9 protein-coding genes are annotated in these 12,105 nt (G+C 63.6%); 3 read left to right on the forward strand and 6 right to left on the reverse strand.

Going from position 1 to position 12,105, the window contains the following annotated elements; genetic code table 11:
• Positions 1 to 7: 7 nt before the first annotated feature.
• The 5 genes from ACSAMP_RS02850 to dusB all read right to left on the reverse strand — a co-directional run bounded on the left by ACSAMP_RS02850 (position 8) and on the right by dusB (position 6,152).
• Entirely contained in the window at positions 8 to 631 is a 624-nt protein-coding gene (locus ACSAMP_RS02850) for a flavin reductase (protein WP_457799427.1), read from the reverse strand.
• Positions 632 to 918: 287 nt separating this feature from the next.
• The gene (locus ACSAMP_RS02855) at positions 919 to 2,991 is read right to left on the reverse strand and encodes an elongation factor G (protein ID WP_457799428.1); all 2,073 of its coding nucleotides are present in this window, start codon (positions 2,989 to 2,991) and stop codon (positions 919 to 921) included.
• 466 nt (positions 2,992 to 3,457) lie between these two features.
• A complete protein-coding gene (locus ACSAMP_RS02860) occupies positions 3,458 to 4,465 on the reverse strand; it encodes a zf-HC2 domain-containing protein (RefSeq protein WP_457799429.1) in 1,008 nt (335 codons plus the stop codon).
• Positions 4,452 to 5,096 carry an RNA polymerase sigma factor gene (locus ACSAMP_RS02865; protein ID WP_457799430.1) on the reverse strand — a complete coding sequence of 215 codons (645 nt, stop codon included), beginning with the start codon at positions 5,094 to 5,096 and terminating at the stop codon, positions 4,452 to 4,454. Before ACSAMP_RS02865 ends, ACSAMP_RS02860 begins: the two co-directional genes overlap by 14 nt.
• A gap of 72 nt (positions 5,097 to 5,168) precedes the next feature.
• Positions 5,169 to 6,152: a tRNA dihydrouridine synthase DusB gene (gene dusB / locus ACSAMP_RS02870; RefSeq protein WP_457799431.1), complete on the reverse strand. Its 984-nt coding sequence runs from the start codon at positions 6,150 to 6,152 to the stop codon at positions 5,169 to 5,171.
• A 191-nt stretch (positions 6,153 to 6,343) separates the two neighbouring features.
• Between dusB and ACSAMP_RS02875 the strand changes: the two genes are divergently transcribed.
• Positions 6,344 to 7,585, forward strand: coding sequence for an ATP-binding protein (locus tag ACSAMP_RS02875; RefSeq protein ID WP_457799432.1), 1,242 nt, complete (start codon positions 6,344 to 6,346; stop codon positions 7,583 to 7,585).
• Between the two features lie 117 nt (positions 7,586 to 7,702).
• Here the strand turns inward: ACSAMP_RS02875 and ACSAMP_RS02880 are convergent, their stop codons facing one another.
• Positions 7,703 to 10,351 carry an NYN domain-containing protein gene (locus tag ACSAMP_RS02880; RefSeq protein WP_457799433.1) on the reverse strand — a complete coding sequence of 883 codons (2,649 nt, stop codon included), beginning with the start codon at positions 10,349 to 10,351 and terminating at the stop codon, positions 7,703 to 7,705.
• Between the two features lie 160 nt (positions 10,352 to 10,511).
• Here ACSAMP_RS02880 and ACSAMP_RS02885 point away from each other — a divergent pair, with 160 nt between their 5' ends.
• Together ACSAMP_RS02885 and ACSAMP_RS02890 are read left to right on the forward strand one after the other, a co-directional pair.
• Positions 10,512 to 11,486, forward strand: coding sequence for a putative ABC transporter permease (locus ACSAMP_RS02885; RefSeq protein ID WP_457799434.1), 975 nt, complete (start codon positions 10,512 to 10,514; stop codon positions 11,484 to 11,486).
• Between the two features lie 63 nt (positions 11,487 to 11,549).
• On the forward strand, positions 11,550 to 12,083 hold the full coding sequence (locus ACSAMP_RS02890; RefSeq protein ID WP_457799435.1) for a DUF1836 domain-containing protein: 534 nt from the start codon (positions 11,550 to 11,552) through the stop codon (positions 12,081 to 12,083).
• The last annotated feature ends 22 nt before the right edge of the window (positions 12,084 to 12,105 follow it).

A 12,105-nucleotide genomic window follows, 5' to 3' on the forward strand; every position in this document is an offset into this window, starting at 1 on the left:
TTTTCATTCAGTTCGCCACCGGTTCAAAATCGCTGGCGGGGTGCTTGCAGATGGGGCAGATGAAGTCGGCGGGCAGGGTCTCCCCCTCGTAGATATAGCCGCACACGGTACACACCCAGCGCTTCTTCCCCGGCTGGGCCGGGGCGGCGGCGGGCTTGGGCTTGATGTTGGCCTGGTAATAGGCATAGGTGGCGCTGGGCTCCCGGCTGAGCACATCGCCGTCGGTCACGTCGGCCACAAACAGGGTGTGGGTGCCCAGGTCCACGGTGGATGCGACTTTACAAGACAGCCAGGCGCTCGTCCCCTCCGTCACGGCCAGCAGGCCGTTATCCGTGCGCAGGGTGTGGGCAAAACCCTGGAACTTGTCCACGTCCCGGCCCGACTGAAAGCCGAAGCGCTGGAACAGGGAGAAGTCAGCCTTCTCCGTGAGGACGGACAGGTTGAACGCCCCCGTCTCCAGAATCATATCGTGGGTGAAGTTGCTCTTGTTCACGGCGATGAGCACCCGGTTGGGCTGGCTGGTCACTTGGATGCCGGTGTTGATGATGCAGCCGTTATCCTGCTCCCCCCGGCGGGCGGTGAGCACAAACAGGCCATAGCTCAGGGCATACATGGCTTTCGGGTCTTTCATGGGACAATCCTCCTTCATATTCGTGGGTTTTTCTTCCTAGTTTCAGCATAGCACACTCTGGTCTCTATTTCAAGATAAAAATAATAATTATTACTTTTTATTTTTGATAAGGATAATACGGATTTCCACGTCGGGCTTCGCCCTCCTCGCAATGACAGGGCAGGGATAACTTCGATGTGTTGTCATTGCGAGGAGCGCAGCGACGTGGCAATCCGTCCCTTTTTTCCGCAAAAACGCCCCCGGACCTTAGACGGGTCCGGGGGCGGGTGGATCGAATTGATTCTGGTTTATTCGTCGGCCATGGCCTTGGCGGCGGCGATGGCCTTCTCCTGGGCGGCGGGGGGGCAGTCCTCATAGCGGACGAAGTGGAAGGTGTAGGAGCCACGGGACTGGGTCATGGCCCGCAGGTCGATGGCGTAGGAGGTCATCTCCGCCATGGGCACCTCGGCCTCGATCTCCTGCTCGCCGTCGCCGGTGGGGTTCATGCCCATCACGCGGCCGCGGCGCTTGTTCAGGTCGCCGATGACGTCGCCCATGTAGCTGTCGGGCACGACCACCTTCAGCTCGCCCACAGGCTCCAGCAGGACGGGGTTGGCCTCGGGCATGGCGGCCTTATAGGCCAGCTGGGCGGCGGTCTTAAAGGCGATCTCGGAGGAGTCTACGGGGTGGTAGCTTCCGTCGTAGAGCACGGCCTTCAGATTCACCACGGGATAGCCCGCCAGAGGACCGTGGACGCAGGCCTCCTTCAGGCCCTTCTCCACCGCGGGGAAGAAGTTCTTGGGCACGGAGCCGCCGAAGACCTCCTCGGCGAAGACCATCTGCTCCTCCTCGGGGTTGGGCTCGAAGCGGATCCACACATCGCCGAACTGGCCGGAACCGCCGGTCTGCTTCTTGTGGCGGCCCTGCTTCTGCACGGTCTTGCGGATCTTCTCGCGATAGGGCACACGGGGGGCCTTCAGCTCGGCCTCCACGTTGAAGCGGCTCTTCAGCTTGGCCACCAGCACGTCCACCTGGATGTCGCCGGCGGCATAGAGGACCATCTGGTGGGTCTCGGCGTTGTTCACCACGGAGAAGGAGGGGTCCTCCTCGTTCAGGCGATACAGGCCCTGGGCCACCTTGTCGTCCTGGCCCTTGGTCTTGGGGGCGATGGCCACGGAGTAGCAGGGTTCGGCGAAGGGGATCTGCTTCAGGGCCACGATCTTACGGGGGTCGCACAGGGTGTCGCCGGTGCGGACCTTCTCCATCTTGCCGATGGCGCCGATGTCGCCCACGCCCAGCTCGTCGGTCTCGGTAGCCTTTTTGCCCCGCATGATGTAGATGCGGCCCAGCTTCTCGGTCTCGCCGGTGGTGGCGTTGACCAGGCTCATGTTGGGCTTGATGACGCTGGAGAGGACCTTCACATAGGAATACTTGCCATACTGGTCGGCCACGGTCTTAAAGACGAAGGCGGTGGGCACGCCGCCGGGGGAGACCACGAACTCCTCGGTCTCGCCGTCCTGACGGGTGGCCTTGTGATAGTTGCCCTCCATGGGGGTGGGCAGCAGCTCGGAGATGTAGTCCAGCAGCATCAGGGAGCCCATGGTGTTCACGGCGGAGCCGCACAGCACGGGGAACAGGCTCAGCTCCCGCACGCCCTGGCGCAGGCCCTGGATCATCTCGGCATAGGTGAAGTCCTCGCCGGAGAAGAACTTGTCCATAAAAGCCTCGCTGGTCTCGGCCACAGACTCCTTCAGGGCGTCGTTGAACTGGGTGACCACGTCCTCCTTGCCCTCGGGGATCTCGATCTCCTCCCGCTTGCCGTCGCGCATCTCATAGGCGCGCTTGTTCATCACGTCGATGATGCCGATGATCTTCTTGTCCTCGTCCCAGATGGGCACCACCACGGGGGCGATCTTGTTGCCATACTTGGCGCGCAGGGCGTCGAAGGTGGCGTTATAGTCGGCGTTGTCCTCGTCGGTCTTAGAGATATAGATAAAGCGGGGCATGTTCCGCTCTTCGCAGTATTTCCACGCCTTCTCCAGGCCCACGGAGATGCCGTCCTTGGCGGAGCAGACGATGATGGCGGCGTCGGCGGCCCGCAGGGCCTCCATCACCTCACCGGAGAAGTCGAAGGAGCCCGGGGTATCCAGCACGTTGATCTTACAGCCCTTGAACTCCAGGGGAGCCACCGCCAGAGAGATGGAGATCTGACGCTTGATCTCCTCGGGGTCATAGTCACAAACCGTATTTCCGTCGGCAGCCTTGCCCATGCGGTCGATAGCGCCGGTCATATAAAGCAGACTCTCTGCCAGAGCGGTCTTGCCGCTTCCGCCGTGGCCCAGCAGACAGACATTGCGAATGTTTTGAACAGAATACCTCATAACTTGTTTCCACTCCTTATTTTGGGTTCCAGGGCCGCCCGCCCGGACCATCCAGGCCAGCTGAATTTGGCAGATTATCCAGGGGCGTCACGGCCTGTTAGTAATTATATATCAAAACTGCGTTTCTGACAACCGTTTCTTTGTGGAATAATTGCACACTCTGCCGTGTGTCCCAGCCGTTTTGCACATTTTGACCAAGATTTGCGGCTTTTTTCTGCGTTCGTTCCATTTTCCGCCACCGAAATGGCAAAAAATATTTTTCAGTTTTATTGCGTATTTTATAAAATGCAGATAAAAAGAAAAAAGACCCGTGTTTTTTCAAGTCCCGGCTGTCATTTTGGGCAGGCGCTGAGAGCTTGTTAAAAACACAGGTCTTTCGTCATATCGACGGGATGATTCAGTTAGGAGTTAGGAGGGATGAGTGATGCGTTCGCGCAAAAACTCCTATCTCATCACTTCTAACTCATCACTCTTCATTGGGATTGGGCACCGTCAGAACCAGCGTCTCCTCCCCCGCTGTCTCCGCCTCGGGACAGTCTATCCCCTGCTCCCGGGCCAGGGCCAGAATTTGCCGGGCCTGGTCGGCAGTCACGGTGCAGCTGCGGGTGCCGTCGCCGTTGTCGGTCCACTGGGTCTGGTCATCCAGGACCTCCTCCGCACCCTGAGGCAGCTGGGGCAGGGTCAGGCCGCTGGGCTGCGGGGCCATGAAGATGGCCTGATCGCCCACCACAGATTCGGTACTGCCGCTGCCATCCCCCGTGTCCCCGGCGGCGTTCTGCCCATCGTTCAAGCTGGGGGGCATGGTCACCGGCTGGTCCTGGACAGCCGTCTGGCTGTGGACTGGGGCCTGGGCGGTGCGCTTCTGGGTAGACGCATAATCTTCTTCCTCCGTCCCGGCACCGGCACCTTGCTTGGCCCGGCTGTCATAGACGGGCTGCTGCCCCTCCTCCGGGGCGGGCAGGGCGGCTGCTGCGCCGGATGTCTCCTCGTCCTCTCCGGGAGCGGGGGCCGCATAGGCGGCCACGCTGTCGGAGGCACCGGCGCTCTCCCCGCTCTGGGCGGCGGGGGATATCTGATCTATCAGTCCCGCCTGATACACCCCAAAGCCCAGCACACAGCAGGCGACTAGGGCCGCCGCCGTCCGGGCCCACCGGGGCATGGGGCGGCGGAGGGGGACCACCTTGGGCATCTCTGTCGGCTCTGTCTCCTCTTTTCGCTCCTCCGGCTCCTCCGCCGGGGCGGGTTCCGGTTCTAAAGCCCGGATGCGGTCCATCACCCCCTGGGCAAAGCCCTCCGGGGCGGGCAGCTCCTCCAGACAGGCGAACTGGCCGCACAACTGTTCCAGGTCCTCCGCCAGGTCCCGGCAGCGGGGGCAGCGGGCCAGGTGGTCCTCCAGTTCCCGCTCCTCCTGGGGGGGCAGCGGCTGGTCCAGCCGCTGGGACAGTAGTTCTTCAAATCGCTCACAGCGCTCCACGCCGCGCGCCTCCCTTCTCTTCTCGTTCGCTGGGATTAGACGCAGGCGTGCCAAAAAAGTTCCCGTCCTGCAGCAAAATTTTTCTCAGCGCCAGCCTGGCCCGGGCGATGCGGGACTTCACTGTCCCCAGGTCCAGGTCCAGCCGCGCCCCGATCTCCTGATAGCTCAGGCCGGACAGCTCCCGCAGCACCAGCACCTGCCGCTGGGCCTCGGGCAGGGCCTGCAAGCCCCGCTCCACCGCCCGGCGCAGCTCCGTCCGCTCCAGCGCCCCGTGGGGGTCCTGGCCGGGGTCGGCGGGTTCCGGGAAGGGGCTGTCGCTCTCATCCAAAGAGACGGCGGAGACGGTCTCCCGCCGCCGCTGCTGCCGCCGGATATAGTCGATGCACAAGTTTGTGGTCAGGCGATAGACCCAGGTGGCAAAGCTGCTCTCCCCCTGAAACTTGGGCAGGGCCTGCCAGGCCTTTAGAAAGGCCTCCTGGGCCAGGTCGGCGCTCTCCTCCCGGTCCCCGGTGATGCGAAAGGCCAGGGAATACACCCGGTTCTGATTCTCCTCCACCAGCCGGGCAAACGCCTGGTGGTCCCCCGCTTTTGCCCGCCGGACCAGCTCCTTGTCGTTCTCCTCTGCCACCATGTCACCTTCTTTCAGTTAGGAGTTAGGAGAGATGAGTGATGAGTTAATACAAAACTCCTAACTCCTCCCTCATCACTCATCACTTCCGCACAAGTCCCGCTTGATCCCCTTGGTCACCCGGTACACGTCCTCCAGGGTGGTGATCTTTACGATCTGCTCCTTGTAGAAGCCCGCATGGGGCACACCCTTTAGATACCAGGCGTAGTGCCGCCGGGCCTCCAGGCAGGCGATCTTCTCCCCCTTGATGGCGGCGGACTGCTCAAACTGCCGCACCGCCGTGTCACACCGCTCCGCCAGGGTGGGCATGGGCGGGATGGGTCGCCCCTCCAGGGCCGCCTTGCACTGGGCAAACAGCCAGGGGTTGCCGAACACCCCTCTGCCGATCATGGCGATATCCGCCCCGGTGTACCGCAGGATATGGGGGGCATCCTCCGGCTTGAACACATCGCCGTTGGCGATCACGGGGATATGCACCGCCTCTTTCACCGCCCGGATATAGTCCCAGTTGGCGGTTCCGGCGTACATCTGGTTCCGGGTGCGGCCGTGGACGGCCACGGCGGCCGCCCCGGCCTGCTCCATGGCCTTTGCAAACTCCACGCAGTTGATAGAGCCCTTGTCCCAGCCCAGGCGGAACTTCACCGTCACCGGGCGCTTTGCCCCCCGGATCACCGCCTCGGCCACCCGCACCGCCTTGTCCGGGTCCCGCATCAGGCCGGAGCCGTCCCCGGAATTCGCCACCTTGGGCACAGGGCAGCCCATGTTGATGTCGATGATGTCCGCCCCGGAGACTTCGGCGGCGATGGCCGCCCCCTCCTCCATGCACACGGGGTCGCTGCCGAAGATCTGGGCGGCGGCGGGGTGTTCCCCCTCCCCCAGCTTCAGCAGGGGCACAGACTTCTTGTCCTGAAAGCACAGGGCCTTGGCGCTGACCATCTCCGTGCAGGTCAGCCCCGCCCCCTGCTCCCGGCAGATGGCCCGGAAGGACGCGTCCGTCACCCCCGCCATGGGGGCCAGGGCCAGGGGCGTTTCGATCAAAATTCCACCGATGTTGACCATATATGAACCTCGTTTTTCTCGTTTCGTAGTCTGGCTATTGTAACATATCTGCCCTCCCATTGGCAAGGTCAGGGAGTTTTCTTCTTCCCCCTGACGGGGGAAGAAGTGGTTCCTGTCTGCCCGGCAATTGACAAGGCCGCGCCCTCCCATTAAAATAGGGAGAAACCAAATAGAAACGGGAGCGAGACAACATGAACTTTTCTTCTCTGCGGTATGCCCTGCGGGGCCTGTCCGCTTATCGCACGCTGCTGGACGATGAGAACGAATCTATCCTGGACTATGCCACCACCGTGCTCTATACCCTGGCCAACGGCCAGAAGGAGCAGGACGAGGAGGAGCGGGCCGAGTGGGGCGAAAACGCCCTGTCCGCCTATGCCTGTCTGTTCCAGGCCCTGTGCGACGGGGGCTTCTCCGGCATCGGGGACTGGCTGTGGGACAAGCTGCGCTACACCGAGACCCCCTTTGCCCTCTCCGCCCAGTCTGACGGCGCCTCCCCCGCCCTGGAGCAGGCCGCCCGCCGGGACGTGGACGCCCTGCTGGCTCTGGCCGGTCTGGACTGCGGCGCCATTTTAACGGCCATCGCCGCCCTGCTGCCCCCGGAGCAGACCTCTATGGTAGAGGCCATGCCCCGCTGGGTCTCCTCCGCCCCCTTCGACTTTGACCGCCTGGTCCAGTTCTATCGGGACCACGGGGCGGGGCTGTATGCCCGCTATCGGGCCTTCCTGTGGGAGGACGGCCAGCTGATCCCCGTGGCCGACCCGGACTGCCCCAAACCGGAGGACCTGCTGGGCTATGAGCAGCAGCGCAGCCAGGTGGAGACCAACACCCGCCAGATGATGGCCGGGCACTATGCCAACAACGTCCTCCTCTTCGGCGACGGCGGCACGGGCAAGTCGGCCACGGTGAAGTCCATGCTCTATCTCCCCGGCATGGAGGACCTGCGCCTCATCGAGATCCAGAAGGAGAATCTCACCGGCCTGCCCCAGCTGATGCGCTCCCTGCGGGACAAGCGTCAGAAATTTATCCTGTTCATCGACGATTTGGCCTTTGACCAGGACGACAAGACCTATTCCTCCATGAAGACCATTCTGGAGGGCAGTCTGGAGAAGCGGCCTGCCAACGTGGTCATCTATGCCACCTCCAACCGCCGCCACCTGGTCCGGCAGAACTTCAGCGACCGGGGCAATGACGAGGTGGACGCCTCTGAGACCATCGCCGAGAAGACCGCCCTGGCCGAGCGCTTCGGCCTGCGCATCCCCTATCTGTCCATGAGCAAGGCCGACTTTTTGGCCCTGGTGGACTATCTGGCCGGACAGGCCGGGCTGACTCTCCCCGCCCAGGAGCTCCACGCCCGGGCCATGACCTGGGAGATCCGCCACTCCGGCCGCACCCCCCGGGTGGCCCGGCAGTTTATCGCAAGCCTGCTTGGGTGAGAGATAAGTTAGGAGTTAGGAGTGATGAGTAAACTCCTATCTCATCCCTCCTAACTCATCACTAAAAACCGCAGCGCCCTTTCGGAAGTCTCTTCCGTCTGGGCGCTGCGTTTTTATTTAACTCTTCTTGATCTTCGCCGTGTGCTTCAGCTTGTTTTCCTCCCGGGGGCGCACGTTGTGGCGGGCGATGAGGGCGGCGATCTCCCCCCGGGTCTGCTCTACCTCGGCCCGGAAGGCCCGGGCGGACAGGCGCAGGGCCCCGTGGCCCAGGATGATCCACTGCTCCATGCCGTCGGAGGTGGCCACCCGCACCCGGTGGTCCTTCCCCAGGTCATAGGTGGTCTTTTCAATGTAGGCGTCGGCGGTCTCCGCCTCTTTCGTATACACCACATAGATGCCGCCCCGCCGCTCCACCGAGCCCACGCCGCCCTTCACCTTATAGGCGTCGAAGACCAGAATGACCTGGCACTTGCGGAAGGCCCGGTATTCGATCAAAAGCTCGGTGAGGACTTCACGGGCGGCGTTCACGTCCTGCCGGGCCAGGGCGTGGAGGTCGTCCCAGGCGAAGATGATGTTATACCCGTCCACCAGCAGATATTCCGGCTTGGCCCGCTGGTCCCGGATGTCATATTTTTCGCTGAGACTGGTGCGGGCAGGCTTTTTCTGTGGCTCGAAGGCGGCGGGGCGCTTCACCGGGCCATAGGTCTGCTCGAACAGAGCCTGAAGCTCCTTGTCCTGCTCCAGGCTGCCGCCCCGGCGGTCTAAACTCCCCCCGGCGGGAGTTGCGGCAGGCTCCGGCTCCTCCGGGGCGTTCAGGGCCAGGCCGCTGTCCACGTGGGCCATGGCCGCCACCTGGTCCCAGGGGACGTAATAGCCCCCGCCGTGGGCGCAGAACACCGAGCCGGTGGGGTTCAGCTCGTCCCGCTCCGGGTCATAGCCGATCTCCTTCACGATCTCCTCGGCGTTGTGGCAGGGCTCATAGCCCCGCAGGGCGCAGGACAGCCGCCCGCAGCCCCGGGTGTAGGCGGTGACCGTCTGCCAATAGTCTCGCATCCCCGCCACCGGGGCAAAGCCGGTGAGCAGGGTCATGTCCCCCTGGCTCTGGGGCGGCTCCACCGTGCCCCCCATGGTCTGGATGTCCGTCATGGCCCGGCCCACGCACTCGGCGGGTACCTCCAGGGTAAAGTCGTAAAAGGGCTCCAGCAGAATGCTCTGGGCCTGCATCAGGCCCTGGCGCACCGCCCGATAGGTGGCCTGGCGGAAGTCGCCCCCCTCGGTGTGCTTCTCGTGGGCTCTGCCGGTCAGCAGGGTGATCTTCACGTCGGTGAGGGGGGAGCCGGTGAGCACCCCCGGGTGGTCCCGCTCCAGCAGATGGGTGAAAACCAGCCGCTGCCAGTTCAGGTCCAGCTGGTCGGTGGAGCAGGCGGTGGCCAGCTGCACCCCGCTGCCCCGGGGACCCGGCTCCAGCAGGAGATGGACCTCGGCATAGTGGCGCAGAGGTTCGAAGTGACCGACGCCCTCCACCGTGCTGGCGATGGTCTCCCGATACAGCACCCGGCCCGGGCCGAAGTCCACTTCTAAGTCAAACCGCTGGGCGATGACCCGCTTTAAAATTTCCAGCTGCACCTGGCCCATCAGCCGCACCTGGATCTGCTTCCACCGGCTGTCCCACACAAAGCGGAGCATGGGGTCCTCCTCCTCCAGCTGCCGCAGCTTTGGCAGCACGGCGTGAGGGTCGGCCCCCGGGGGCAGGACCAGTTCATAGGTCAGGGCGGGCTCTAAGGCCGGGCGCTCCCCCTCCCCCTGGGCACCCAGGCCCTGGCCGGGGCGGGTGTGGGTCAGACCGGTGACGGCCACCACGCTGCCCGCCTCCGCCCGGTCCAGGCTGCGGAACTTGGCCCCGGAATAGAGGCGCAGCTGGTCGGCCTTCTCCTCCCAGCGCTCCTCCCCCTCCCCGCCGGACAAGGGGGTCTTGGCTTTTAAGCTGCCCCCGGTGATCTTCATCCAGGTCAGGCGGCTGCCCTGGTCGTCCCGGGTGATCTTGAACACCCGGGCAGCAAATTCTTGGGGATAGTCCGGCACGGGGAGATAGCGGTCCAGGCCGGACAGAAACTCCTCCACCCCCTCCAGCTTCAGGGCGGAGCCGAACCAGCAGGGGAACAGCTTCCGCTGGGCCACCAGGCGGGCCACCGCTTCGTCGGGGACGGCTCCGCCGGACAAAAAGTCCTCCAGCGCCCCCTCGTCGCACAGGGCGATCTCCTCGTCCCGGGCGCTCCGCTGGGCGGTAAAGTCGGTGCACCGGCTGTCCAGCCCCTCCCGCAGCGCTTTTAAAACCGCGGAGCGGTCCGCCCCCGCCAGGTCCATCTTGTTCACAAACAGAAACACGGGCAGGTGATAGCGCTCCAGCAGCCGCCACAGGGTGCGGGTGTGGCCCTGGACCCCGTCGGTGCCGCTGATGACCAGCACGGCGCAGTCCAGCACCTGGAGGGTGCGCTCCATCTCGGCGGAGAAGTCCGCGTGGCCTGGGGTGTCCATCAGGATCAGTTCTTTCTCCTCCCCCAGGGGCAGCAGGGCCTGCTTGGAGAAGATGGTGATGCCCCGCTCCCGCTCCAGCTGGTCGGTGTCCAGATAGGCATCCCCGTGGTCCACCCGGCCAAGGCGGCGCAGCTGGCCCCCGGTATAGAGCAGGGCCTCGTTCAAAGTGGTCTTGCCCGCGTCCACATGGGCCGTCACGCCCACACATATGTGTTTCGTTGCCATAGCCATCTCTCGCTTCCGCAGATATATCCTGTTTATTATGCCAGCTTTCCAAAGGCAGTTCAATCCCCATTTTCCCGCCGGGATACAAGTTCAGCCTGCTTTTTCTGGACATTCTGTGCTAACTGGGGTATAATTTATATCCAAAATCTTTTTATTGGGAGGGCCCATGTATCAACTTCTGTGGATATTCTTTCTCTATGCCTTTCTGGGCTGGTGTACCGAGGTAAGCTATGCCGCCCTGCGCACGGGCAAATTTGTCAACCGGGGCTTTCTCAACGGCCCCGTCTGCCCCATCTACGGCTGCGGCGTGGTGGTGGTGCTGGTCGGACTGACCCCCTTAAAGGGCAACTTCGTGCTGCTGTTTCTGGGTTCGGTAGTCCTCACCTCTGTGCTGGAGCTGGCCACCGGCTTTGTGCTGGAAAAGCTGTTCCGCCAGCGGTGGTGGGACTACTCTGACAAGCCCTTCAACCTGGGGGGCTATATCTGCCTGGAGTTCTCCATCATGTGGGGCTTTGCCTGTCTGTTCGTGGTGGACATTCTCCACCCGTCCATCGAGTTCTTCATCCGTCTCATCCCCCACACCCTGGGCTGGGTGCTGCTGGGCCTGTTCTCCGCCGCCATGGCGGTGGATCTGGCCGCCACGGTGCGCACCATTGCCAAGCTCAACCGCCAGCTGGACCAGATCGACCAGCTGGCCCGCCGGCTGAAGACCGCCTCCAACGAGTTCGGCGAGAACCTGGCGGACCGGGTGCTGGAGGCCGCCGAGCGCAGCGCCGACTGGAAGGAGGACTGGGAGGCCGCCGCCGAGGAGTGGTCCCAGCGCCGGGCGGAGTTTCAGGTGCAGCTGGCCCAGCGGAAGGAGCGCCTGGAGGGCGAGCTGGCCCAAAAGCGGGAGCAGATGGAGGACGAACTGCGCCAGCACGCCCAGGAGCAGGCCGTGCGCCTTCAGGAGGGCCACGACAAGGCCCGGGCCGAGCTGGACGCCTGGCGGGAGAAGCTCCAGACCCAGCTGGACAGCCGGGTGTTCGGCCAGCGCCGCCTGATGGCCGCCTTCCCCAAGATGCGCTCCACCCGCCACCGCCAGGCCATGGAGCAGCTGCGCCGCCGCATGGAGCGCCGCGCCCCCTCCAAAAGAAAATGAATTGCAATTTTCATTATGCCGTGATACCATGTCGGTAATGACTGGTAGAAGGAGAAGTGCCCTATGGAGGAATTACACGAATTAAAAAGCCGCATGGAGCAGGAGCGCCCCGCCCGGTGGGAGGAGCTGCCCGACCTGGCCCTGTACATGGACCAGATCGTCTCCTATATGCCCCGGCAGCTCATCCACTTTGACCAGGGGGAGACCCTCACCTCCGCCATGGTGAACAACTATATCAAAGACGGCCTGGTCCCCCGGGCCGACGGCAAGCGCTATGGCCCGGTCCACCTGGGCTATCTCACCGCCGTGTGCGCCCTGAAAAAGGTGCTGCCCGTGCGGGACATCGGCGTGCTGGTGTCCGCCGGACAGCAGACGGACAAGGACAACGAGACCCTGTATAACTATTTCTGCGCCGCCCTGGACCGGGCCCTGACGGACACGGCCCAGGCCATTGACGACAACGCCCAGCGGGGCGACCTGCCCCGGATGGCCCTGGACCTGGCCCTGCGCAGCTATGCCGCCCAGCTGGCCTGCGCCCGCATTCTGGACATTCTCCAGCCCGAGCAGACGGAGCCAGGCCACAAGAGCAAAAAATGACCGGGGCCTTCGCCCCGCCGCC

Source organism: Flintibacter sp. SJQ-8 (assembly GCF_054108085.1).